Origin of the sequence: Virgibacillus sp. LDC1 (assembly GCF_025792345.1) — a bacterium.
Taxonomy (GTDB): domain Bacteria; phylum Bacillota; class Bacilli; order Paenibacillales; family Paenibacillaceae; genus Paenibacillus_AQ; species Paenibacillus_AQ lautus.
On record NZ_JAOXLZ010000001.1, the window covers coordinates 3,319,565 to 3,344,867 of the forward strand.

The 25,303-nt window shown below is 43.3% G+C and carries 25 protein-coding genes and 2 pseudogenes; 7 read left to right on the forward strand and 20 right to left on the reverse strand.

From position 1 onward, the window contains the following. Position 1 precedes the first annotated feature (1 nt). Positions 2–928 (forward strand): ABC transporter permease, encoded by a 927-nt coding sequence (locus tag OHJ21_RS14905; protein ID WP_100538391.1) that lies wholly within the window; start codon positions 2–4, stop codon positions 926–928. A gap of 37 nt (positions 929–965) precedes the next feature. After that, entirely contained in the window at positions 966–1,844 is an 879-nt protein-coding gene (locus OHJ21_RS14910) for a carbohydrate ABC transporter permease (protein ID WP_100538392.1), read from the forward strand. A 229-nt stretch (positions 1,845–2,073) separates the two neighbouring features. Here the strand turns inward: OHJ21_RS14910 and OHJ21_RS14915 are convergent, their stop codons facing one another. The 7 genes from OHJ21_RS14915 to OHJ21_RS14945 form a co-directional block, all read right to left on the reverse strand. Continuing rightward, complete coding sequence (locus tag OHJ21_RS14915; protein ID WP_486020384.1) at positions 2,074–2,478, reverse strand: NUDIX hydrolase; 405 nt, start codon at positions 2,476–2,478, stop codon at positions 2,074–2,076. Positions 2,479–2,524: 46 nt separating this feature from the next. Next, positions 2,525–2,929, reverse strand: coding sequence for a zinc ribbon domain-containing protein (locus OHJ21_RS14920; RefSeq protein ID WP_100538394.1), 405 nt, complete (start codon positions 2,927–2,929; stop codon positions 2,525–2,527). A gap of 240 nt (positions 2,930–3,169) precedes the next feature. Then, a complete protein-coding gene (locus OHJ21_RS14925) occupies positions 3,170–3,787 on the reverse strand; it encodes an SUKH-4 family immunity protein (RefSeq protein WP_486020385.1) in 618 nt (205 codons plus the stop codon). Positions 3,788–3,851: 64 nt separating this feature from the next. Further along, positions 3,852–4,646 carry a hypothetical protein gene (locus OHJ21_RS14930; RefSeq protein WP_394054432.1) on the reverse strand — a complete coding sequence of 265 codons (795 nt, stop codon included), beginning with the start codon at positions 4,644–4,646 and terminating at the stop codon, positions 3,852–3,854. A 59-nt stretch (positions 4,647–4,705) separates the two neighbouring features. After that, positions 4,706–5,212 carry a DinB family protein gene (locus tag OHJ21_RS14935; RefSeq protein WP_486020386.1) on the reverse strand — a complete coding sequence of 169 codons (507 nt, stop codon included), beginning with the start codon at positions 5,210–5,212 and terminating at the stop codon, positions 4,706–4,708. A gap of 478 nt (positions 5,213–5,690) precedes the next feature. Continuing rightward, positions 5,691–5,972, reverse strand: coding sequence for an AAA family ATPase (locus tag OHJ21_RS14940; RefSeq protein WP_083829904.1), 282 nt, complete (start codon positions 5,970–5,972; stop codon positions 5,691–5,693). 469 nt (positions 5,973–6,441) lie between these two features. Further along, entirely contained in the window at positions 6,442–6,912 is a 471-nt protein-coding gene (locus OHJ21_RS14945; protein WP_486020388.1) for an RNA polymerase sigma factor, read from the reverse strand. Positions 6,913–7,189: 277 nt separating this feature from the next. On the opposite strand from OHJ21_RS14945, the gene OHJ21_RS14950 reads away from it, so the two are divergent. Then, complete coding sequence (locus tag OHJ21_RS14950) at positions 7,190–8,311, forward strand: hypothetical protein (protein ID WP_009589800.1); 1,122 nt, start codon at positions 7,190–7,192, stop codon at positions 8,309–8,311. A 157-nt stretch (positions 8,312–8,468) separates the two neighbouring features. On the opposite strand, the gene OHJ21_RS14955 is transcribed toward OHJ21_RS14950, so the two are convergent. Then, positions 8,469–8,921 (reverse strand): hypothetical protein, encoded by a 453-nt coding sequence (locus OHJ21_RS14955; RefSeq protein ID WP_133120331.1) that lies wholly within the window; start codon positions 8,919–8,921, stop codon positions 8,469–8,471. A 303-nt stretch (positions 8,922–9,224) separates the two neighbouring features. Between OHJ21_RS14955 and OHJ21_RS14960 the strand changes: the two genes are divergently transcribed. The 3 genes from OHJ21_RS14960 (at position 9,225) to OHJ21_RS14970 (ending at position 12,643) form a co-directional block, all read left to right on the forward strand. After that, complete coding sequence (locus OHJ21_RS14960; protein WP_009590036.1) at positions 9,225–9,581, forward strand: DUF3221 domain-containing protein; 357 nt, start codon at positions 9,225–9,227, stop codon at positions 9,579–9,581. Positions 9,582–9,732: 151 nt separating this feature from the next. Continuing rightward, the gene (locus OHJ21_RS14965) at positions 9,733–10,992 is read left to right on the forward strand and encodes a chymotrypsin family serine protease (protein WP_009589838.1); all 1,260 of its coding nucleotides are present in this window, start codon (positions 9,733–9,735) and stop codon (positions 10,990–10,992) included. A gap of 293 nt (positions 10,993–11,285) precedes the next feature. Further along, positions 11,286–12,643, forward strand: a protein-coding gene (locus tag OHJ21_RS14970) for an IS3 family transposase (protein WP_486020390.1) whose coding sequence is annotated in 2 segments (ribosomal slippage) — positions 11,286–11,739 and positions 11,739–12,643 — 1,359 coding nt in all. Because the reading frame shifts where the segments join, the coding sequence is not laid out codon by codon here. Positions 12,644–13,238: 595 nt separating this feature from the next. On the opposite strand, the gene OHJ21_RS14975 is transcribed toward OHJ21_RS14970, so the two are convergent. The 9 genes and pseudogenes from OHJ21_RS14975 to OHJ21_RS15015 all read right to left on the reverse strand — a co-directional run bounded on the left by OHJ21_RS14975 (position 13,239) and on the right by OHJ21_RS15015 (position 22,347). Beyond that, positions 13,239–14,948 (reverse strand): ABC transporter ATP-binding protein, encoded by a 1,710-nt coding sequence (locus OHJ21_RS14975; protein WP_486020391.1) that lies wholly within the window; start codon positions 14,946–14,948, stop codon positions 13,239–13,241. Further along, positions 14,941–16,008: an ABC transporter ATP-binding protein gene (locus OHJ21_RS14980; protein WP_486020392.1), complete on the reverse strand. Its 1,068-nt coding sequence runs from the start codon at positions 16,006–16,008 to the stop codon at positions 14,941–14,943. Before OHJ21_RS14980 ends, OHJ21_RS14975 begins: the two co-directional genes overlap by 8 nt. Positions 16,009–16,072: 64 nt before the next feature. Beyond that, complete coding sequence (locus tag OHJ21_RS14985) at positions 16,073–16,543, reverse strand: NUDIX hydrolase (RefSeq protein ID WP_486020393.1); 471 nt, start codon at positions 16,541–16,543, stop codon at positions 16,073–16,075. A gap of 194 nt (positions 16,544–16,737) precedes the next feature. Beyond that, the gene (locus OHJ21_RS14990) at positions 16,738–17,568 is read right to left on the reverse strand and encodes a methyltransferase domain-containing protein (RefSeq protein ID WP_486020394.1); all 831 of its coding nucleotides are present in this window, start codon (positions 17,566–17,568) and stop codon (positions 16,738–16,740) included. Between the two features lie 481 nt (positions 17,569–18,049). Next, positions 18,050–18,760 (reverse strand): hypothetical protein, encoded by a 711-nt coding sequence (locus tag OHJ21_RS14995; RefSeq protein ID WP_486020395.1) that lies wholly within the window; start codon positions 18,758–18,760, stop codon positions 18,050–18,052. A 13-nt stretch (positions 18,761–18,773) separates the two neighbouring features. Further along, on the reverse strand, positions 18,774–18,989 hold the full coding sequence (locus OHJ21_RS15000) for a hypothetical protein (protein WP_486020396.1): 216 nt from the start codon (positions 18,987–18,989) through the stop codon (positions 18,774–18,776). 134 nt (positions 18,990–19,123) lie between these two features. Beyond that, positions 19,124–19,225 (reverse strand): annotated as a pseudogene (locus tag OHJ21_RS15005) (IS5-like element ISMra2 family transposase); the annotation flags it as partial. Between the two features lie 223 nt (positions 19,226–19,448). Then, positions 19,449–21,209, reverse strand: coding sequence for a dihydroxyacetone kinase subunit DhaK (gene dhaK / locus OHJ21_RS15010; protein WP_486020398.1), 1,761 nt, complete (start codon positions 21,207–21,209; stop codon positions 19,449–19,451). Position 21,210: 1 nt separating this feature from the next. Next, positions 21,211–22,347 carry a glycerol dehydrogenase gene (locus OHJ21_RS15015; protein WP_486020399.1) on the reverse strand — a complete coding sequence of 379 codons (1,137 nt, stop codon included), beginning with the start codon at positions 22,345–22,347 and terminating at the stop codon, positions 21,211–21,213. Positions 22,348–22,551: 204 nt separating this feature from the next. Here OHJ21_RS15015 and OHJ21_RS15020 point away from each other — a divergent pair, with 204 nt between their 5' ends. Then, entirely contained in the window at positions 22,552–23,598 is a 1,047-nt protein-coding gene (locus tag OHJ21_RS15020) for a PocR ligand-binding domain-containing protein (RefSeq protein ID WP_100538402.1), read from the forward strand. A gap of 87 nt (positions 23,599–23,685) precedes the next feature. On the opposite strand, the gene OHJ21_RS15025 is transcribed toward OHJ21_RS15020, so the two are convergent. The 3 genes and pseudogenes from OHJ21_RS15025 to OHJ21_RS15035 all read right to left on the reverse strand — a co-directional run. Then, positions 23,686–24,264, reverse strand: coding sequence for a GNAT family N-acetyltransferase (locus OHJ21_RS15025; protein WP_100538403.1), 579 nt, complete (start codon positions 24,262–24,264; stop codon positions 23,686–23,688). A 1-nt stretch (position 24,265) separates the two neighbouring features. Continuing rightward, complete coding sequence (locus tag OHJ21_RS15030; RefSeq protein WP_486021045.1) at positions 24,266–24,820, reverse strand: nucleoside-triphosphatase; 555 nt, start codon at positions 24,818–24,820, stop codon at positions 24,266–24,268. After that, a pseudogene (locus tag OHJ21_RS15035) lies at positions 24,818–25,279 on the reverse strand (NUDIX hydrolase); the annotation flags it as partial. The pseudogene OHJ21_RS15035 and the gene OHJ21_RS15030, both read right to left, overlap by 3 nt. Positions 25,280–25,303 lie beyond the last annotated feature (24 nt).

A 25,303-nucleotide genomic window follows, 5' to 3' on the forward strand; every position in this document is an offset into this window, starting at 1 on the left:
AATGAAAAAAAGCCGCTCCGGCTTCCTGCGCGAAATCCGCTCGAACGGATCCGCCTACCTGCTCGTCGTACCGGCTGCCATCTATACGCTGGTCTTCGGATATTTCACGCTTCCGTACATGCTCATTGCGTTCCAGAAATTCAACTTCAAGACGGGACTCTTCAATTCCGCCTGGGTCGGCTTCGACAATTTCAAGTTCTTCTTCTCGTCACCCCGGGCGTGGGAGGTCACCTTCAACACCTTGAAGCTCAATTTTCTATTCATCATCGTTGGCACGCTCGCAGCCATGGCGCTGGCCATTCTGTTCAATGAGCTCCGCAGCCGCTGGTTCTCGAGGGTGACCCAATCTACGATTTTGTTCCCCCATTTCTTATCCTGGGTCATCGTCAGCTACATCATCTACAGCTTGCTGTCGACCGACTACGGTATCCTGAACCGGATCCTGGCGTTCTTCCATGTCGATCCCGTCAACTGGTATGCCTCTCCGCAATACTGGACGTGGATTCTTACGACCGCGGCGGTCTGGAAGGATCTCGGGATGAACCTCGTCATCTATCTGGCGGCCATTACGGGGATTGATGACAGTTATTACGAAGCCGGCCGGATCGACGGCGCTACCCGCTGGCAGCTCATCCGCCATATCACCATTCCGCTCATGCTGCCGACCATATCCATCTTGACCCTGCTCGCTTTGGGCAAAATCATGTACGGCAGCTTCGACATGATCTATGCCATCGTGAAGGACAACGGGCTGCTCTATCCGACCGTAGACGTCATCGACACATATGTGTTCCGTTCCCTCCGCACCATCGGGAATCCGGCACAGGCAATGGCTGTCGGGCTGTATCAATCCGTCGTCGGCTTTATTCTCGTATGGGGAAGCAATAAAATCGTGAAAAAAGTGAATCCGGACCACGCCTTGTTCTAAAGCGAGCCGGAACCATTCGGAAAGGAGCCAAACTTAGATGACGTCCAGACCTAAATTTTTCGACGCCGTGAATGCAGCACTGATCGGCATCATCTCCATTCTCTGCATCCTGCCCATGCTGCTTGTGCTCATGGTGTCCTTTACCGACGAAGCCAGCATTAAGCAGTTCGGTTACCAGCTGTTTCCGACCGAGCTGTCGCTGGATGCATACAAGCTGCTCCTGTTCGGCAGCACGCCGCTGTACCGGAGTTACATGATCTCGATCCTCGTGACGGTGATCGGTACGATCCTTGCGGTCACCATTACATCCATGGCCGGATATACGCTGGCCGCCAAGCATATCCGTTACCGCAATGGGCTCGGACTGTTCTTTTTCATTACGATGGTGTTTAACACGGGCCTGGTTCCCTGGTACCTGATCAACCTCAATCTCGGCATGAACAATACGATTTGGGCCTTGATCATCCCGTCCCTGGTGTTCAACCCGTTCAACCTGTTTCTCGTCCGGAACTACATGTCCCAAATCCCGCCTTCTCTTACGGAGGCGGCCAAAATCGACGGCGCAAGCGACTTCTATATCGCGTTCCGAATCTTCTTCCCGCTATGCATGCCCGTCCTGGCCACGATTACGCTGTTCTACGGCATTGCTTACTGGAACAACTGGTTCAACGCCATCATGCTGGTGGACAACGAGAAGCTGTATCCCCTTCAGTACCTGCTGTTTAAGCTGAACTCCGAGATCAGCATGATCCAACAGATGCAGAGCAGCGGAGCCATCCTCGGCACCCAGACGCTGCCTCAGGAATCGGTGAAGATGGCCACCGCCATTCTGACGATCGGTCCGGTGGTGCTGTTCTATCCGTTCCTGCAGCGGTATTTCATTAAAGGGCTGTTGATTGGCTCTTTGAAGGAGTAGGGCTTCATCCGCATGCAATGGTCTTTAGGTCATAAGCCGGGGATCTCAGGCTTTACCGAAAACAAAGAGGCTAACCGATTTCACGGTTAGCCTCTTTTCTATGATGGCTGGCTGTTTGGATTCGTCTACCGCTTGGGATGGAACATCGTGCACGGTGCTGGCTAACGTAGCGTTGTTGATTTGAACATGGACAGTAACGGTTACAGCTCTATGAAGAACGGAATGAACCCTAAAACGCCCGGCTTTTGACTTCTCCCTGATAAGCCAATGCATCCATGGCCCTTAATCGCTGAACTTCGCTTAGCTCCGACAACTCGACCCATTTATACTCCGAATGCTCGGCGCTAAGGATAATTTCCTCCTGTGGCGGGATCGAACAACGAAAAATGCCGACCTGTGCATTGATGTGGCTGTGGTAATAAAATCCGGTTAAGACCACATCTTGTATGGTGAGGCCCAGTTCTTCGCGACATTCACGAAAAATCGCTTCATGGATCGTTTCACCGGGATCCACCCCGCCTCCGGGCAAACTCCACCCCTTGTTCCCATAGGTTCGCTTCAATAAGAGCAGCTTGCCGTCGGCATTCGATATGATGGCATGCACACCAAATCTGTACGTGTCATGAAATCCCAACATTCATCCTCCCATCCTGTCATTTTAAATGCCACTCCCAGTAAGACTACTGCCTCTCCCCAATGTCATTTCCGCACTTCGGACAATATTGGTACGCGTCATGTTTGATCGCTCTCCCACAATACGGGCAGAAATTGAAATCGCCATCCTGTCTAAATTCTTCGTTGTTAACACTTTGCCTTGAATTCGCTTTAAGGTAAGGGTCTAATGGATCCGGTTCGTCGTCGGTAATATCATATATTGACATGCGGTTAGCTCCAGTAGCATTTTTAAGATGAAAAATTCCCTGCACAATCGCGACCCCGACAAAGACGACTCCAAACAGTACAAAAAAGACAGGAGCCCCCATGCTTGCTGCCGATATCGTCCAGAAAATCCCGAAAATTCCAACCGCAACACTCCCAACCGCTCCCATGGCCGATGGTCCACGACCTGGTTTAATGCTTCTCATTTGAAGCTCCTCTCTAATATGTCTTCAATTATCCATATGTAGGAAGTCCAATTCTATATAGTGGAACCAGGCCTACTCTCGATTATGTAGATACCTGATCTTATAAAATCTATTGGTATGTCGTTTTCTTTTCTACTTTCCATGATATCCACGAATGGACTTACTTCTAACTCCACCATGTGGATTTCGAGGAGTATGGTAACGACTGTTCATGCTGTGCAGCCATGAAGCCCCATTGTGCTACCTCAAGCGCTCCTTCATTTCCTTCAGCACAATTCCCCACCATGATGAGGAACGGACGGCAGTAAGGTCCATGTCTTTCAGTTCCAGCATCATTTGTTCGAAGGCCGCCTTCCACTCGTGCTGAGCTTGCAAGGCGTCCGGTCGGGTTCTCGGCTTGATCTCCCCTCTCCTGAACTTCTCAAGCATCAGGCGAGATTGTTCTGCCGTCAAGATCATGGGAGGAGGATCGGGCTGCAAGCGCTCCGTTTGCTGTTTGAATCGAAGCACACGATCCATAAAGGCGAGCAGGCTCTCGATGGAGGCGTTCATATAGGTCGGTTTCTGTGTACCGCCCTCCGTTATTGCCCATACCACCCCTGTATCCCTTTTGATCGCGACATGAAGCCCTTCGCTCCAGATTTCCCTTCCGATCGCGATATAGGCTCCATGAACATCCTGCAGCGGTAACGCTTCGTGAAACAGAAGACCCAAAGGAGGCTCCTGCGGATCAAAGTCCGGCATTCCCCAATGCACTAGCGCTTCCGCCATCTTATCGGGCATTCCCAGATGGTCCAAGCTTTCCCTCCTATAAGACAGCTTCCCGTGATCATACAACGTGTGATATTGCTGCTCCATTCTAACCCTCCCTTTTAATCCTAATCGGGCACGCAAACTTGAACCTATTGTGATAAAGTGCGATTTATAGATATTCGCCGAAATAATACTGAAGCGCATCCCGGGAATACCCGTCGCTTCCTTGCCACTCCGACATCGAGAAAAAATCGTCGTTTCTCCTCGGACGCGTGCGAGGTGTATCCTGCGGAACCAGCACGCCGGCATATCCCCAAACTTCCATGAGCACGTCTCGTTCATGCTTGCTTGAAGGTAAAACATCCTTCCAGCGCTTCTCCAAATGACGTGGGCTTTCTTGTTCGGTACAGTCTTCAACGGCTTCTATCAGACCCCGCAGGATGGCGATATCTTCATCATCCACCGTTAAGCTCTCCTCATGGCTCAACAGCTCCAGATCAAGCCAGCAGTAGAGCAGGTGATTCAAACGGATGCCTCCCCATTTGACCCGTTCGAAATTAAGCACATTCAAGTCGGCATTCATATAATCCCGGTCGGACTGCAGCCCCGCGTGATTGCAATCCCCGCAGCTGCTGTAATTCGGCACGGCCGAGCGCCGCTCTTCGTACGTATGAAGAGGCAGGCGCGAGGTCAGCGCCCAGCTGGAGAGCGCGCTTCGCAAATGGACCTGTTTCGTGGACAAGCTGTGCAGAAAAGCAGCTGCCACCTTTTCTTTTGTAACCGTCTGATGCAGGCAGTGCAGCCGCTGGACCAGCTCATCATGTCTGATGGTGATGGGGTCGAACATCAGCCTCATGCTCTTCGCGTAATCAAAATCCTCCCCAACGAACGGCAAAGGACTGCTTTTCCAGCCGCTGGATGACCAGAACGTTTGGAGTAAAGTCTTTTTCGCTTTTTTATCCACCACTTCTCCTCACTTCCCACTATTTTCTTGTCCCTATCATATCAAAGTAAGCAAAAGAATTATTTAAATCCTTCGATCATTTCATTTATTTGTTTAATATGTCTTTGTTCATGCAAGTAAAGTGATTTAACCCATTCAATTAATAACATCTCTTTAAAGACGGGGTGGGTGAAATGTCTTCTGCTTAGCACGGACGGGTCTTCTAATGAATGGAGCAGTTCCGTTAGCTTCTCTCTTGAATGATGCAGTTTCTCGACAATTTCTTGATATTCTATAGACTCATCGGTTGGTTTAGCAATGTCAGGTGCTTCTAACTTTCTACTTCTGTCCAGCAGAAATTCCAAAGGTTTATTCTCAATAATTGAATCTTCCTTGCCCTTTAATCCTCTTTTAATAGCAACCACATATAATTCTTCTGTCTTATATAGGTGCTGACACACCTGGCTGATACTCCAACTGTCCGAGTCTTTCTTCTGGTTTAATTGATCTCCGCTCACTCCATTAAGGATTCCAAGTAATTCGTCTCTTGTTTCTTTTAACTTTTGATTGATTTCTTGAAGTTCCATGGAAAACACTCCCTTTCCTTGATCAAAAGAATCCATAATTCCATATAACATCTTTTGAATTCACAAAAGCGCCCCAGCCTTAGATAGCATTGATCTTAGGCTGGGGCGCTTGCTGCCTGCTTCTTCCATGATTATACATCCGATGATCGAAGGGCGTAAGCCACAAAGTGGTTGAAAAAATTTTCATGTCTCTGGCATATTCTACTTACTTCTTCTCTTCTGTGTGGCGTCATAATTTTTGAGAGAAAGCACTGTAAAAACCCTAATATATCAAGAGGCGTTTTCATAATTATTGAGAAGGACTATTAAGAAAACAAGAATAATCGTATTAAAATTCATAATTGATGAGAATATCAGCAATCGAGGAACTGAATAAATATACAAATTAATGTATTTAGTGTATACAATTAGTCTCCAATACGATTAATGCACAAAAAAAGACCTCGATAACTGATCGAGGTCTGACACTTAGCTTGTTTTACACTACTTTTTGAATCCTACTATATCTAGCGACTTCTGATGAAAACTCAGGAATTTCGTTACCTGCACAAACAAATTTCACACTAAATTTCTCTGAAAGGAATCTTAAAAATTCAAAAACCTCAAAACTGTGTCTGCTAAATTTAATTTGCTGAATGTCATCAATTATCAGAAGAGAAATGTCCTTATTACTTAGGACAATCTCTAAATATTCATATAATTGTGAAGTCGTTCTATTAACATTAGGAACTCCTAATGTCTGAAGTATACATTTTAATATGGATTAGGAGATTTTAACTCTAAGGACGGTAGATCCATATATAAAGCTCTTGTATTATCTTCACAGTATTTTTTCAAAAAGGTATTCCCCGTTTCCGTTCCAGAAGCAGCTATAACAAAGCAAAACTTTTCGTTACTATTGCAAGAAGTCCAAAATAAGACCACGAGTTTTCTCATAAATTATATCATTCACTTTATTTACCTCCCAAATACTTTTTAATATTAGAAGTATCGTCACAAAAGTCAACTTTTATACATATGTCATTTAACATTAGTAGTTGATTCTATTTTCCGTATAAGTAACTTGTTGACAGGTGGCTATCATAAGACTAGGCTGGCTTCAAATATCTTTTCGAGGGATTCCCTTTGGGTCGGCTTTATTTGAATAATAATTCGAATGCTCTTGGCCATTGTGAAAGGCACTTACTACTTCATTGATCGCCTTTTTCAATGGTACCCCCCCGTAGTTTTTACCATTTTTTCGAAAAACTATGATATAGCTTTTTTCTTGCTCTAAATAGCCGTTGAGTAATCACTTGTTCCGACAATTTAAGTTCCTGAGAAATTTCTTTATAGGATTTTCCTTGAAAATAAAATAATTTGATTAAATCTCTATAGTCTCTTTTTAACTCATTTATCGTTTGATGTAACAATTCTTTTTTTATTTTCTCTTCAATTCTATCTAATGTGTTTATGTGGCTGTCTAATTCCTTTATTGTATTTACCTGTTCAGCGTCATAGAAAATCTGAACTTTTTTAAGTTTTCTATAGTGATCTAACGCAGTGTTTCTCACGACTCTTTTTATCCAAGCTATATCTGGAACGGTTCCTCTTGGCCAATGGTTCATAATTTTAATAAATGAATCATGAATAATATCCTCTATCGACGAATGATCTTTAATCAGTGGAACAATGTATCTATACAAATAGTGATAATACAATCAGTAGACCTTTTCTTCTGGAGAAATGTCTGTACCCCTTTTCTCCTCGTTGATTGAAGTCTTGATTTGTATGCTCATTTAAACTCCCCCATAAAATATCAAATTTTGAAATAAATTTATGTATTTTAGTAAGAATTTGTAATTATAATCGTTATATTATTGTACACCGCATTAAAGTAGCTGTAAGGGACACTTAAAAAACTTAAAAAAGGAGGGGGAAGTTAGTATTAAAGTAATTTTATGTATACTAATATAACGCTTACAAGGAGTGAGTAGTTTGACTTTAACTAGTAAAAAATTCGTAACATGTTTAGCAGTAGTGGCACTTTCGTTCTCTGCTTTTTCTACAAGTGCATTTGCCGCAACAAAAACTTGGACCAATAATACATTGACAAATTGGGACAAACCTATTTCCGGAACTTTTACAGCTGAAAAAATTTCATCCACTCTAGCATATAACGAGTTGGATTTTTGGTGGTCTGCTAGCCAAGTTGACTATATGTCATGGGTGGCAAATTACCCTACCTTTGATTTTAGGGATAATGGAAAGAGCGCTCTTGATTCTGGTGGCGGTGCCTCAAGTAACTTACCTGATCCTAAGTTCGATTTCGAGGATGATAATTCAGATGGAAAAGTTGATGAAATTGAGGTTGTAGCAGTCGGGAAAGCTGAAATTCAAGATTTGGTCGATTATAATTTTTATGCTTCATGGTCAAAGTCTGGTTCCAGTAACCCTTACATGATTGCTTATTCGTCTATGAGTGGCTCTCCATTATTTCCAGGTGGAGATTTCAATACTATTCCAAACTCTACAGATTCATTGGCAGGTCATTACTGGAATGATTTATCGACAATGTCAACTTTGATGTTAGATCAGTCTTACATACCAACCTGGGACGAAAAAATGGAAATATTGAATCAAATTGAGCTTCAGAGTAATGACTCCGAGGGACAGGTTGTGAGCCCTTCCTATAAAGGTCTGAAGACTGCAGATGACATTGCTTCATATATAAGTCTGGCCGATAGTGTCTTATCATCCGCTGTAGATCAAGAATACAAGTATAAAATTACTTTTAACAAACCTTTAACTCTTGAAGAAGTCACTACTATGAATGAGCAGAACCAACTTAGTTCTTCTGTATTTTATGCTCGTGCATTTAATGAAAAAGGGGATAGAGTTACAATTGCACTTAATGGTCTTAATGAAGATGTTCTAAAACAAATAGTAGAAAATCAAAATCTTGATTTCAAAGGCTTTATCGAAATCGAAGGTCAAGCAAGTAGTGATGATTTAAAAAAAGCTAGAGATTCAGAAGCTAATATTTTCTCCGTTGAAATCGGGACAGAAGGAATTCAGCCGAATGGCCTTTACTGGAAACTGGAGAATACAAGAAATTAAGAGCAATACCAATCTTATAAAAGTTACGAAATTAACAAGGCGATCGCTCTGTGAGAGTGATCGCCTTGTTAATTATTTTTCTAGATCAGTTACTTTGTTAATTACGGAAGGGAGAATGATTATAGAGCATCTCGATAAATATAAAGGTTTTTGTTACTTAGGAAGTGACGTTTGTTTTACCAAAAGCAAGCATTGTAGCTATGCCTCCCCAGAAAGCAAGAACTAACAATATTAAATGTAAAAAAAGCCCCAGTAAACTTGTCGACGAGAAATCTGCACTTCCCACATAAAACCACAAAAATAGTGGAGGTAATTGCGCTAAAATTAGTAATAACATGGAAAAAAGCGTGATTCCTAAAATAAAGCGTTTATAACGTTGGCTTTGTGATAAATTATATAAGAAAGAACCGGCAAATAATCCGAAACCACCAAAAACAGCAAATAATGCCCACTTTTCTGTAGCCATCGTGGCTTGAGTTATTTCTGGACCGAGAGATATCGGTAATCCTAAATTTAGAAAATAAGGTAGGTACAAAAAACCAGTAAAAACTGATAATAAAGAAACTAATCTGATGATGAATGGGAAGTTTCTAAATCTTGTAACAGTCATAATCTTAATGCCCCTTTCATGTTATAGATTACATTGTCTTTATAAATTATATATTATTATATACATTTTAATCCTTTATATCCAATTTTATTTATTTCCTGCATTGAGTTTAGATGGATCTGTCATGGGAAGGGACTTATGGCTATTCATTTTGGGAATTAACATCTACAACTATCAAAAGCGTTTCAACCTCCACATCTTGCTACAGCAATAACTTAAGACTAAGCAATGTAATAATTTCTGTGAAGTGAGTTCAGGTACATCAATGAGACTAATCCAAACTATGAATTAGGAGGAACAGAAATGAAAAAAGCCAAAACATTAATAACGATATTACTATGTTGCACAATCATTGGTTGCAATCAATCCAAGGTAGAGAAAGGTGACTTTATTTTTGATAAGGTAATTAACGATGATAACACACCTATGATTGCGGTCGTACGAAATATATCTAAAAATGACGCAGCCAATAATGAGTTGTCCGACTATTTAAATAATGATAATCCAGACGATGTTATTTATTACCACATAACAGATATTAAATTATACGAGGATCTAGAAATTGGTGAGAGAGTTACGGTAACAGCTCCAACTACTTTGCTTACGAGCCCGCCTCAAGCTATAGCGATAGAAGTTAAAAGATATGAAGATAAAAATTAAAAACCGAAATGTTAAAAAAACGGATCCTCTGATAGTAAGTGAATTTACAGTAAATGCTAACAACAAAAAAAATTTCAATAAATGGTTAACCTATCACGAGGTTTATGCGTTCTATAAATAGAGCCAAAAATTTATTGAAGGGATTGAGGTTGTGAAGAGAAAATTGTCATCATTTATAATAATTGTCTCATCGTTCTTTTTGATAACAGGAACGGCTTTTTCTGAAACCAAACAAGTATCTGTCTCAAGTAATCTGGAAAGCAATGAAAGAGGGGAAATTAAAGTAGACCTTGGCCCCGCGCCTCCAAACGCCATTAAGTCAGTTATTCCTTTTGAAGAAAGTAATCCTGAGAAAACTAAACGGGATGAGGATCATGGAGAAATCTCTATCTATTTGCAAACAAATTATAGTGATATTTATGGGGGAACCTATACCTCTATTGAAGGCCAAAAATATTTTCTATTAACCGAAGTAACCCCTGAAATAGAGTTGGAAATTCGGAAATTAAGTGATTTTCCGGATACTTTTGAGATTAAACAAGTACAATATTCAGAAAAGCAACTGGAAGCTGTGAAAAACAGTCTGTCCCAATCGGCTAAAGCCTTTGATTTGCAAGGCGTTGGACTAGATATTGAAAACAATCGTGTTTTAGCCATTACTACTACTCAACCTAATAAAGCAAATGAAGCAGCTATTTTAAAAGAGGGGAATTCTGATATTATCCACTGGAAAGTAAACGAAGAGAAAGCGGTTTACGAACCGTTAGCCTATAATATGTATCCCGGAGAACAAATTGATATGCAATCAACAGCAAGCACGAATTTTTGTTCATTATCCTTTAACGGCAGAGCAAATTTAAAGGACGTTGGGGTAACGGCGGGACATTGTGGAAACCGGACTTGGTATGACGTATCTGATGGATCATCCTCCATTGGTAAAATGAGTAACGCTGTTTTCTCAGATAATTCATTGTTTGATGCCGGGTTCATCGAGTATGTTAGCGGGGTTAATCCAAGCTATTATTTGAACGGTAATACGATGACAATTGGTACTACGGATTATTCTGGTATTCATCGGGAGGTAGGGGATTATGTTTACATTCATGCTGTTTCAGGAGTAGGGAATAGCTACGGATCCTTAAGGATTACGATTACTAACTATGACTTAATCGGTGGACCCACGGACATGGTTCTTACACAAAATAATAGCTCACTTCTTCCTGGTGATAGTGGGGCTTTGGTTTACTCACTGGCACATAACGGGACTAAGAACTATGCAAGAATCGAAGGAGTTTTCGGTGGAAGATACCAAGAAACACCGACAAGCACTAAGTACCTTACATTCTCCAAATATAGTCGAGTATTTGATGGTTTAGGTATGTCTGGGGTCTATACGGATCCGTCTTACTAAATTCATAATCCAGCAAGGAAAGAGATTTAACCGTGGGGGACTTTTTATCAGTCTTCCCCACGGCTGTAAATTAAAAATAAGAACTAGATACCAAACAAATTCCATCCTATCTTCTCCCTCTGTCTAAATAATATCTCATCTCAATATCGAACGCGTTCTCGATAAATATAATCGACCTAAAACCCTAGGTTTTCATGACACAATTTTGACTACATAAAAATCATGACCACCCGTCCAATGAACTGCACCCCAATTGTTAGACACCATCTAACATTGGAGGTGCAGTTTTTTCTATGGCTAATTTTAGTCCGGACGAAAAATTACAAGCGGTTATACGTTATCAAAATGGATCAGAAAGCATGAAATCGATTGCGAAATCAATAGGACTTCATCATACTGTCCTATTACATTGGATTAGACAATATGAGCACCATGGTGAAGAGGTCTTTAAAAAGCGCTATACACCGTATTCCGTACAGGATAAACTAGACGTACTTAATCATATGAAAGAACACGGGACGTCTATTAGAGAGACAGCTGCAGTATTTAATATTGCCAGTCATAGTACCATTCTAAGCTGGCAAAGAAGCTTAGAATTACACGGAATAGACGCCCTACAACCAAAGAAAAAGGGGCGTTCATCCATGAAAAAGGATCCAAAACAACTGAATGATCAAAAGCCTGTAGAGGGGTCTGTAGAGGCTTTACAAAAAGAGATAGAACTTTTGCGTATGGAGAATGCTTATTTAAAAAAGTTGAACACCTTAGTTCAAAACAAGGAAAAATCACCAAACAAGACAAAGCGCAAGTAGTCTATGAACTAAGGAACGAATTTTCGGTGAAAGCACTTCTGCAGCTCGCAGATATCCCTCGTAGCACGTATTACTACTGGGTGAATACATTCGGTATGCCGGACAAAGATTCTGAGTTAAAGGACGTTATTCAAGCGATTTACGAGGAACATCAGGGGCGTTACGGTTATCGCCGTATTCGAGATGAGTTAGTGAACCGCGGTCACCATGTAAATCATAAGAAGGTGCAGCGTTTGATGAACGTGTTGGGATTGAAGTGTCTGGTACGCATGAAGAAATATCGTTCATATAAAGGTTTGATTGGGAAGATTGCACCAAACATTCTAGAGCGTAACTTCCTCGCGGAAAAGCCAAATGAGAAGTGGGTAACGGATATAACAGAGTTTAAATTATTTGGAGAAAAACTATATTTATCTCCCATGTTAGATCTTTATAATGGGGAGATTATTACGTATACGATCGGTTCAAGACCCATCTATTCCCTTGTTTCAACAATGTTAGATCAAGCATTCAATCGACTAGCGGATGAAGATACGCTTCTGATTCATTCGGACCAAGGCTGGCACAACCAGATGAAACAGTATCGTCATGCCCTCAAAGAACGCGGTGTCAAGCAAAGTATGTCCCGTAAGGGTAACTGTTACGACAACGCCGTCATTAAGAACTTTTTTGGCATCATGAAATCTGAATTTCTATATATAAATGAATTTGAAAGTATTGAGCAGTTTAAACAAGAGCTCTCTACATATATCGATTATTACAATCACAAGCGTATTAAAGCAAAACTAAAAGGCATGAGTCCGGTACAGTACCGAACTCATGCCCAACAAGTTGCCTAATAAAATAATATGTCTAACTTTATGGGGTCACTTCATAGCGGGTGGTTTTTTTGTTTCGCGCGTTTCACGCACTCAACTGGCTAAAGCCTAAACAGAAAACCCGCGCTGGGCGCGGGCTCTTATGGGACTATGTTTTTGTCCACCGACAATTGAAGAGAAAGGCGCCTGTCATTGTTCGAATCTTCATCATCGCTTCAACAACTCCCTTTGGTCTATCTACTTCGATACTTGCCGGCTAACCTTCTCCTCTACTATCCAGCCCGTTAGCTTAATAGATGATTATACCGAATTTCATTAGATAAATTTCTTATCGGCAATGAATAAAAGTTCTTGTCCTCCGACATATGCAGGTGATTCAGAAACAACAACTAGCCAGGAAGAACGAGATGCCTTAGAACAAGGTAATCCGGATCTTTACTATAAGCTGACCACCGATGATTTATATGTCTTAACATCACGCCTCCAAGTAAAGCCACCCTACGGTGGCCATTGTTACCGAGCGGTCAACTTCTTGAATGCCATAAACAACTTAGGAAATCTCAATATCAAGTTAAATTGAGGTGCGTGGTTTCGACGTCATACGAGAAGAAAACATCTATCTCAGTTCAGCTAGTGCCAGTTGAGAGTAAATTTTCCCCCTCTCTAGAAGTTGCTCATGTGTGCCCTGTTCTTCCACACGGCCATCATCCAAAACATAGATAATGTCCGCATCCATAACTGTCGTCAACCTATGTGCTATAAAAATCGTTGTTTTGCCCTGACGAAGAATATCGAGTTGCTGCAGTACAAGTCGTTCGGTCTCCAAGTCCAGCGCCGAAGTAGCTTCGTCCATAATGAGAATTTCACTGTCCGCCAATAATGCACGTGCGAGGGCAATACGCTGCCTCTGTCCACCTGACAGTTGGATACCCCGCTCTCCCACCTTTGTATCATAACCGTGTTGAAGAGACTCAATAAACTCGTGAATTCTCATGCTTCTGCAGATATCCTTCAACTTATCCTCATGAATGTGGCGTCCCAATGTCAAATTATATTGAATCGTATCGGGAAACAGATAAGCATCTTGAAAAACAATATCAATCCGCTTCATCCAGTCATCCCGTAGAATTTGCGTCAACGGTTCGCCGTTAACTGCAATCTGTCCTTGATACGGATCGTAGAATCGGACAAGCAGTTGCGCAATAGTCGACTTCCCACCGCCACTCGCCCCAACAAAAGCTACCTTTTTACCTAACGGTATATCAATGTCGAGCCCGCGAATGACCGGCTGTCTATCTGATGTATATTGAAAGGAGACATTTTGAAAGGCAAGGCTGCGAAGTGGCTCTTTAATCTGGAGTGCGCCATTCGTGATTATTTCTCCTCCCATCACTTCGCGGACGCGCTCCACAGACGCCATACTCCCTGCTACCCCCATAAAGAAGTTGTATACCTTCTCATAGGCTTGTAGAAGCTGAGTAGAGAACTGATACACTACGACCAGCCAACCGATGGACATACTTCCCTGAATAACCAGCACGCCTCCGTAGCCCAATACGAGCAATCGAATCCCCCACAGCATGAGCATGGAAAACATCGACTGCCGATTAGAAATGTCAACCTGCTTCATTAAATTGGTGAAATGAACAGTCAGCTTCTCCCTGAAACGCCGACCTTCCCATTCCTCACGATGAAAGGCAATGACCTCACGGGAGGAAGCAATTCCTTCCTCAATAGTAACACTAACTTCCGTCTGACTAGCGGCGCTGTCCTTTGCCGCTTTTTTCATCCGTGGTGCGTAATGCTTGCCCATCAAAATATAAACGATACTGGTCAGTATCACTGCCAGAAGCAATACCGGACTTGCCATTCCGATAATAATGGTAAGAATGATTGCTCCGCTTATTTCCATCATACCGTTTGGGATCGTACCGCCTACCAGATTCGCAGATTGATTAACATCATCAGTCAGATGGGTGACATATTTGCCGGTGCGTTCCTCCCGGAAAAGTCCTACCGGAATGCGATGCATATAACGGAGCATATCGGCAAGCAGCAGTTTTTGCAGTCTGAACGTTGCTTTGTTTCTCACAAGCGCGGCAAATAAATGAAGCACATTGTAAGTGACTGCTAGACCGGCAAGCCCTGCCATCAAGGGGACTAACAAATCGAACTTACGGTTTACAAATAAATCATCGATGATAAATTTCTGGATACCCACAACGCCGATACTGGATATTATCTCCAACACTAACAGCAATATCGTGAGCGCCAGTAGGCCCTTGACCTGCCTTGCATATGTCCAGATCCATGCCCAATTATTCACCAACCGCACGCTCCTCTCCCGCTGCCAATCGGCGGAAAACGCCTTGCTGTTGCATCAATTGCTCATAATTACCCTTCTCGGCAATGATGCCTTGATCCACGACAATAATTGTATCGAAATTCTCCACGGTAGATAACCGGTGAGCTACCGCAATGATTGTCCTTCCTTCAAACAAGCGAGTTAAAGCTTGCTGGACTTCCCATTCACTGATATTGTCCAATGCCGCTGTTGCTTCATCGAGCAACACAATTCTTGGATTTTTGATAAACATTCGGGCTATTGCGATGCGTTGCCTCTGTCCACCCGACAGCCTCACGCCGCGCTCCCCAACGAACGTATCATAACCTTGTGGAAACTGTTGAATGAAGTCATGGGCATAAGCCGCCTTGGCCGCAGCTTCAACCTGTTCATCCGTTGCATCTGGCGCACCGAATCTTATATTTTCACGGATAGTGCTGCCGAACAAATAGGTTTCCTGGAACACATATCCCATTGTCCCGCGAATCTGCTTTACCGATAACTTCGGAAGCGGAATGCCATCTAGACGAATTTCCCCTTGCGTCGGATCGTAGAAGCGGCCTATCAGCTTGAGTAATGTCGACTTACCGTTGCCGCTGGTACCGACAAAAGCGACCTTCTCCCCTGGTCTAATATGTAAAGAGAAGCCCTTGATCAATTCGGATTGGGTATCATAACGGAAAGCGACATTATGAAAAACAATCTCTCCTTGCACCCCCGATAGAGAACTCGTAGATTCATATTCCCGAATATCCGGTTGTTGCTTCATAAAGCTGAAAAGTCTATCAACCTGATTCATCAACACTTTTTGTTCCGATGTCATCGTCACAAGGAAAGTGATATCCTGAATCATACGGAAGTAATAGAACATGAAGGCGACTAAAGCACCTGTCGTTACAGCGTCCCGGCTTAACAAAAACGCACCATATGAAAATACGGCCACCGCTCCGAATTGAACGGACACTCGGCGAACAAGCCCTCTCGCATAGCTCATGAAATGAAGCAGATTGGTTTTATCATGCAATTCATGTTGCTTTGACATAACTTGAGCTGTATCCCAATCTTCTCCTTGATAGGCTCTGAGCTCCAGCAACCCGGACACCGTATTATGTAGTTCTAATGTGCTCGACTTTGCTAATTCTCTCTGAGTAATTCGCAAGCAATAGGTCCAATAATCCATCCGGTACTAGTTTTTCCTGTTCATTATTCTCGAATCCATTAATTGATTTCCAAACTGCTTTATATGGAGTTATTCCTTCTATGCCTTCGATAACTTCTCTTTTGTATAAGTCATGATCAACAAGATCAGCTTCATAAATGAAATCTACTTCATGACCTATCTGATCCAAGTATGAAAATAGGTTTTCGATGACAAACTTTAGCTTGGGTTCTTGTATTTGGGCATTTAATTCTTCTTTTACTTCTCGAACTATCGTCTCTTTACTATTCTCTCCATACTCAACCGTACCACCAATCGGTCGATAAAAAGTCTTGTTTACGGCTTTATCATATGTTTCTTCAACTAATATTTGATCGCCTCTTCGAATTAGACACAATGAAACGGTCCTAATGATCATTCAATGATTCCTTTCTATGTTTTTCTATGTATTTTAGAGACTGTCGTATAACGTCTTATTCACTACTTCGTAAATAATTCCATATGTAGGGTATTCTCTAAACTTTTGAAAATATCCTGCCCGTTAGTTGAGAAGAAGCAGCCGACCAAAAAGCCGGCTGCCTCTATATATCTTCATTGAGCTATCGTTTCCCGTTAGTTGAACGTGGGTTTTGTACCACAGCCCAAAATGAAAGTCATCATAGCGTAAGCATCTTCGGAAGTATCTAATCTCTCGGATGATTCTCTAATTTGCTCGAACTCATCTTGCGACAAGATTCCTCTTTCAAAGAAGCCCTTGAAACGTTGAATGTTAAATTGCTTCCTGAACCCCTCGACACCGTGAATATCGCTATGTTGTAAAGTCGCATCTATGTCCACATCAATAAAACCAGCTTCCCTTAACAATCGAGGAAGCATCCTTCCTAAATAGCGATTCCCACCCATCGAAGCCTGTAAATCCGCAAGTTTCTTCACAATTGAATGTAAAGATTCAACCACGGGATGAATGACTCCGAAGATCCCATCGTCAATATCAATAATAGCGAGTTTTCCTCCAGGCTTTAACACGCGAAAAATTTCCTTTGCAGCTTCAACTGGGTGATGTAAATGCAAAAAGAGCAATCTTGCAACAGCGAAATCAAACGTATTGTCAGGGAGTCCTGTATCATAAACAGAGGCTTGCACAAAATTTAGTTTGGAATTTGAGACATTGGAAAGCATTTGTTTTGCTTTATCTTGTAGTAAGCTATCAATTTCAAGTGCTGTGACCCGACTTTGGGGCAGGTTATTAAGCAATTGTTCCGTATAGAACCCAGGACCACTCCCCAGCTCCAAAATATCCATACCATCTTTTAATCCATACCATTTCAGATTCCTATATTCTTTCTCCCATCCCATAGATGCTTGTGCTTTTAATCGGTCAACCTCTCGTTCTATTCCTAAGCTTGCATTTTGAATGTTGTATGTAGAGTTTCTCGTCTGCATTGCGTCACACCACTCTCCTTTCCAGTTTCCTTATTTTAGCATAGGGACTCAACTTGCAACTATTCCGCAGGGTTATTCAATTATCCTGCCCGTTAGCTTAATAAAAAGGCGTCTGCTGCCTTCGATGAAATCATATGTAACAATGTTCTTGTCATCAGTCGGGAATGTTATCAAGTTCTTGTCATTTTGTTTTGACAAGAACTTGATAACATAAATATAAAAAGCCGCATAATTAGCGGCTTCTAATGTTACTATGTTTTTCTCACCCGACACCAGTATTCTCTTAGAACTCAACAATAAAAAAACAAACCACATGGAGCGGTACACTCGCATGTGGTATTTACAGCAATACAACTCAGCCATATAGGACTTTATCAATTTTTGATCTTCAATATAAACACTCTCGCGTAATTACTGGCAAGGGAATTTCAGACACATACCCCACCTTCAGAAGCCTACCACGTATTTGCGTGCACATGGATTAATTCTTGATACCATCAACCGCGCTTTTAATATTTGTAAAAAAATACTCTAAACTAAGGGCATCGGGATTCATTACTGTTTTAGTAACAAGAACAAATGGTTTGAGAGCAATCTTCTTTGAGCCTGCAATGTTTTTAATATAAGGCCCATCTTCTGGACTATAATCCCATTCCGCACCAAAATTTTGTTTTATAATCTCCCCGAAACAATAGCTTATTGAGTATATCTCCTCTTTTGAAACTTCTTGTATTAGCATCTTGTCTAAGATAGAAATTGATTCAATATTATCAAATTCAATACTATTTTTTCTGATAAATGACTGGAGTAATGGAGCCCACTCCTCTTTAAGAAAGTTATCCGGCGGGTTTTTTTTCTTAACTTTTATTTGTTCAAACCATTTTAAAGCATACTTTTCAGTTATATCTACTATCAATTTCAATTCTTCTTTTAAAGTAGATTCATCTGAAAATACATGCACCTGTTCTATACGATCTCTCAAAAAGGCAATAGTATTTCTAGTAGAAGTACCTTTTCGATACTCACAACTTATAGCATTTTCATACCAATTGCTTTTTTCAATTTCGATGAACTCCTTTACTCCGCCATACTCCCTTATAAAAGTCCAACCAGTATCTGATTTTTCATAGTTAAACCCAAGCTGGGCGAACCTATCTACTAAAATATCTTCAATACACTTAGTAATATTCATACATTTTCTCCTTTTAACGTAATGGCATAAAAGGTATTCCTCTCCTAGGGATCGGTAACCAGGTGCCTCCACTATTCTTTTCACCTAGAGGAGGCATATTATTAGGCAATGGTACCCCATTAGGATAATAATCAGCCGAAAAGAAATCCTTTACTTTGTCCCAAACAGTTTGAGGTTCTTTAATAGTGATTTTATTATCAGGACGTTTCCTTTCACCATAATATATCATGCCCGGATCAGATTTATAGGTATAAAATGCTATTTCTTTCTTAGGATCAAATGGGCTTTTAATAACTAAACCATTCGGGTTCCAACTTGTACCTGCAACAGCACTGGCAGCAGAATCACCTCTAAAGCCGTATGACGATGGTCTTTCGGGGGTCTCCCTCCTTGTGGTTTTCGTTCCGGTGGCAGTAGGTCCTTAATCTTTTCCCATTGGTCGTCACGTATTTCATATCGTCTCATCATACTTATTAATTACCCAAATTATAGGGTCACAGTTTGCATACACGCCCTAGATTAACTAAATATTTTATAAGTGTGGAATGTCACCAACAACATGCATATCAATTGTATAAAAATACATTTCTCGCTAATTGTGAAAAAGTTTTCTCATAAATTATGAAAATATTATCACTAATTATGACAACGCACATCTTCTCCGAAAAGTACATACCGCTTTTGTACATTACTTCATCACTTTGGCAAGCTCGGTGAAAATAACCCCGAGCGCGTGTGCGCCCGCATCCGGGTATCCGATGCTGCGTTCGCCTACCGTCCCCGCTCTTCCCATTCGGGCAACGATGTCTGCCGTCTTCTGCGCTCCGAGAACCGCTGCCTCTGCCGCCTTGATCGCTGCCGGCTTCATCTCTTCGCCCTGCTCTGCACTATGTGTCCAGGCATCCGCGAACGGCACGAGTGCATCGATCAATGTCTTGTCGCCGACGACCGCTCCTCTTCCGAACGATCTTTCGCCCGTATCCTGGATCCCTTTCACAACGGCCTGCATCATATCTGCGACCTCTTGAACGGACAATTCCTGCTTCTGACTGGCAGATTTACTCGCTGCACGGAATGCGGATCCCCAGATCGGTCCGGAAGCCCCGCCGCAATGCTCCATGATGATCATCGAGCAGGCGTCGAGGAAATCGCCGATATCACGAAGATGGTGGGTTAGAATATCATCCCACTCCGCCTTGAGCTGCTTGAATCCCTTAGCGACACTCATGCCGAAATCCCCGTCTCCGGCATGGGCGTCAAGCTCGCAGAACGGCACCTCGTTCTCGATGATGACCTCGCTCATTTGATCGATCAGATATACGATATTTTGCAAGGATAACCGGTTGTTCTTAATCACTGCTGCGTCAGCATCCGTATTGTTTTTATACGATACCGTGTTCTCTGACTTCTGTTCATGGATAACCTCGGTATAGTTCACGGGCTCAAAAGATCCCTTAACCGACAGTGCTGGCGTATCGCATGGCGCAGACAGCCACTTCTTGAGCGTCTCGTCCAGCTTCATGATCGTCACCGATGCGCCTGCCATATCGATGCTGGTCATATAGTTGCCGACGAAGACTTTGAATACCCGCTTGTTCCGGGAAGCCAATTCGCGCATCACGGAATTGTTCAGCAAGTACAGCTCCTGCAGCGGCGTGCCGCCAAATCCATTGATTAATACGGCAACTTCGTGCTCCGCAGAATCATTCATCTGCAAGTTGTCCAGCAAAGACGTGACCATCCGCTGCGCCAGCTCATCTGCAGGAACGGCTTTCTCCCTGCGGATTCCCGGTTCGCCATGAATGCCGACGCCGTATTCCATCTCGTCAGCTTCGATATGAAACGTCGGAGTTCCCTTGGCGGGCACGGTGCAGGAGGTAAACGCAAAGCCGATGCTGCGAACATGGTTAATCGCATGCTGCGCCGCTTCTTTCACTTCCGGCAGGGACAGTCCCGCTTCTGCGGCCGCTCCGGCTACCTTATGAACGAGCACCGTTCCGGCAACCCCTCTTCTCCCTACTGTATAGAGACTGTCTTCAACGGCGATGTCATCGTCGACCTTCACATAATCCACTTGGATACCGTCCTCGCTCGCAAGGTGGGCCGCATTTTTGAAGTTCATGATGTCGCCGCTGTAATTTTTGATAATAAGCAGCGTTCCCTTATTGCTCGCGGAGCTGCGGATCGCTTGATACACCTGAATTTGGGATGGGGAAGCAAACACATCGCCGCACACGGCCGCATCCAGCATGCCGCTTCCAACGAATCCGGCATGGGCCGGTTCGTGCCCGCTTCCGCCGCCGCTGATCAGCGTAACTTTATTGGGGTTGATTTCTTTTTTGGAAATCACTTTAAATTTAGGGTGGAACGCCAGCTCAGGATGCGCCAGCACAAGCCCATTGCACATTTCCCGAACCAAGGTTTCCGGCTTGTTCATGATTTTTTTCATCTTATATCTCCTTACTTATTTTGTATTGACGGCCCAACTGGTCAGCGGCCATAATCGCGGATGCTACCGCTTCCTCCGAAATCGGGAATGGCATTGAATGAATGGATTCCTCGGCAATACATGCCTTCTTGGCCACTTCCAGCAATTCCTCGTAGGTCACTTGCTCTACTCCGATATCCGCCAGGCATACAGGGAGACCGATCGACAGGCAGAAGTCCAGCACTTCCTTCATTTCCTCCCGGTCCGCATTCTCAAGCACCAATTGAGCAATCGTACTGAAGGCTACCTTCTCGCCGTGATAATAATGATGGGTTCCTTCCAAAGCCGTCAAGCCATTGTGTATCGCGTGAATCGCTGCCAAGCCGCCGCTCTCGAAGCCTAGTCCCGATAACAGAATATTCGTCTCGACGATATTCTCCAAGGCTGGCGTCACGATATTTTGATCGCAGGCCAGTTTTGCTCTGTATCCGTTCTCAAGCAGCGTGTCATAGCATAGCTTTGCAAGCCCCAGCGATGTAATCGTCCCTTTGGCCTCACCGCACACGCCTTCGCGAACGCCGCATGGCAAACCAGCATTGACATTGGAATACGATTGAGCCGTCGCCCTTGCTTCGAAATAGGTAGAGAGCGCGTCTCCCATTCCAGCAACAAGGAATCTAGTCGGTGCTTTGGCAATAACCGTTGTATCAATCATAACAACGCTAGGACTTTGTTTGAAATAAGCATAATCATCGAATTCGCCTTCCGGGGTATAGAGGACCGCCGAATGGCTTGTCGGTGCATCGGTTGCCGCAATCGTCGGGACAATAATCAGAGCCTCGCCTTCGGCTACGCATTTTGCCGTATCAATGGCTTTGCCTCCGCCGAGGCCAACCGTGCAGGCACATTGATGCTCCTTCGCCAAAGCTTGCAATCGGGCAACCTCCTGCCGGGAGCATTCCCCACGGAAGCCGCTTTCAACTAGCGTTATATTGAATTTCTGTTTCGTTGACTCCAGCTTGTCTTTCACCCGTTCAACATCATCAGGATGGGCAATCAGCAGAGCGGAATCTCCGAATGTCTTTACAAAATAGCCTAAATTCAACAGTTCGTTCTCACCTTGCACATATTTTGTCGGACTGATAAACGCCCTTCTCATTTTTCATTCCTCCTAGATTGACTATATGTATTATTATAGATTTCACTCATTAGGGAAGCATGAAACAATGAGATCGGAATAAAGCGTTTTCTTATCGTGTTTTTTTGTCATTTACATGGTAAATTGTATTATCTTGTCCTTTAGTAGAATTATTCGCTATAATATTCAATAGAATTTCTATTATGTTCATAGGAGAATATCGTCATGTCCAAATCCCGGTTCGATTTAGAAGAAATCATTGATTTGGAGAAGTGGGAGAAGCTGCAGGATTCCTTATCGCTCGTGACCAAAATGGCAATCCTTACGGTCGATTACAAGGGCGTTCCCGTGACCAAACACAGCTACTGTCAGCCTTTCTGCCAAGGCGTGCGCCAGGATGGCCATCTTTCGCAGTATTGTCAAAAATGCGACGCGCGAGCCGGTATTGAAGCGGTTCGCCAGAACAAACCATACATCTATCTGTGCCATTTCAACATTATCGATATCGCCATTCCGATCATCATCGATAACCAATATCTTGGTGCGATCATGGCCGGACAGCTTAAGCTCCGGGAACCTGACGCGCCAATGCTGGAGCAGATCGTGTCTCGGCCGCCCAATGTGGAGTCAAACCGGAAGTTTAAAGAACTCGAAGCGGACTACAACGCCCTGCCAATCTTGTCTTACGAGGAAGTAACGAAGTGTGTGGACTTGCTGCTGCAATTAAGCACTTATATCGTGGAGGAAGCGATTCAAAAGCATACCACGGTTGATATGTACAAAAAAGTGCTCACGGCTAACATGGACGCGCCCACTTCCGTTGAGACTTTTAACGAATCCGATCGTGCGGTCCGCAGCATTCAATCCATACAGCAGGAGCTGTCGGGTGCACTGATCGATACGAAATTGAAGAATGGCGCTGGGCGGTTTATCTCTTCGAATGCAGTACTTCAACCCGCGTTCGACTATATTTTTGCGCACAAGCATGAGAATTTCAGCCTGAAAGAGATGGCCAAGCTTTGCCACATCAGCCCCAGCTATTTTAGCCGCACATTTACGAAGGAGACAGGGGAGAATTTCTCCGTTTTCATCGCCCGGCTCAAGATTGAATGGGCCAAGCAGCTGCTGGAATCAACCGATTCGCCAATCCATCAAGTGAGCGATGACTTGGGCTTCTGCGATACGGGCTATTTCATCAAAACGTTCAAAAAGTTCGAGAACCTCACCCCGGCCGTGTACCGGAACATGTATGCCGGGAGATCCGCTAAGTAATCGGCTTACCTGCTGATCATTCCATGTAAAACCCCTTCGTTCATGAACGAGGGGGTTTTACGATGAGTGTTATTCGGCCAAGGCCCGTTAAGGGACGTTATTCGGATTCCGGTAGTCATCCAATACAATCGAATATAATTTCAGATCTTCATGTTTCCCTTTAACGAGTATCGTCTGTCTTATTAAACCTTCATAGGTCATGCCGACCTTTTCCATCACTCTCGCTGAACCTAGGTTTAACGGTAGACAGCTTGCTTCGATTCTTACCAGCTGCATTCTGTCAAATCCAAAAGAGAGGATGGCCCTGATTACTTCGGTCATGTAACCGAGATTCCAATAATCCTTGGACAAGACATATCCCAACTCCGCCTTAGCATGATGGACGTTCCAAGCCATAAATCCCGAAGTTCCGATGATCTTTCCGGTTTCTTTGTCCACGATTCCCCAAGGGGCGACTGCATGATGATCATATTTCTGCAGCACCTTCGTTAAATAGATACGGGTATCTTCCATCGTTCGATGCGTCGGCCAAGCGGTATATCTCGATACGTCATCATCCGATCCGTATTGAAAGATATCTTGTTCGTCTTCGCTTCTTAATTTTCTTAGAATCGTTCTCTCTGTTTCCAATGTTGGGAGATCCGAAAAGATATCTTCGATCCGCATATCATTCACCCTCCAAGGCTTGCAAAATATCCTTTAACAAAGTTTTGGATATCGTGTCACGATTGAATTCATTCAAGCTGATGATACTTACTTCCTTCTGATGTTTAATTTTATCTATTTCAGGGTGACTCTCTACGGGTATCGTCCCAAGAACAATCCGATGATCAGAAATAATCTCTTGTACTATTTTTTGAAAAGAGGCAGATAGCATTTGCATAAATCCCATTTCATCGATGACAATGATTTTCTTGGAGGACAAGGCGTCTTCTAGTATGTTCACGGCAAAATCCTCGAATGCTTCTACATCCATTCCGTATCTTCCAATACGGGTGCTGCTGGGACTATCTACATGTGCAATCTCGACGCTTTCCCCGCTAACGGACACGCATTTGAAACCTATTCGATCACTCGAGTTCGTTATTTCCTCCGTATAGAATCCACCGCAAAGATCAGGGCCGAGGTGATGTACGAGTTCCTTGATCATCGTCGTTTTACCCATCCGAGGCTCCCCCGTGAGTAAAAATGCCGTTTTGACATTCAGCGGTTCCCCGTCCAATCTGGACAGCAGCTTATACCGAGGCGGGTTCAAATCCCAAGTCTCATACGGGGCCGAACTCTCTGCACGGATGGCATCAAACAAGCGTGATTTGATCTGAGGCCTTGTTATGTATTTATCCAGGTTCGTATCATCCAAGTCTACAAATTTCGCTTCCACAATTTCTTCAGGTTGAATGGTTATTTCTCCGCTGACGTATTCCGCATGAAAAACGACGGACAAGACATGAAGCCTCTCGTTGTAATAAACGCCGGATATGCCTACAGGGCGTATCACCATTCCCGTTTCCTCCAGAAACTCCCGGCACACCGCTTGATCCAACGGCTCGCCAGCATCTACGAAGCCACCTGGCAGTTCCCACGTATCTGAACGCAAATGCGTACGAACCATTAGCACATGTCCATCCTCATTCTTCACTAAAGCTGAAACAGCAACGAAATGTTTGGACTGTTCATGCATCGTATAACACCACCCGTTTCATGA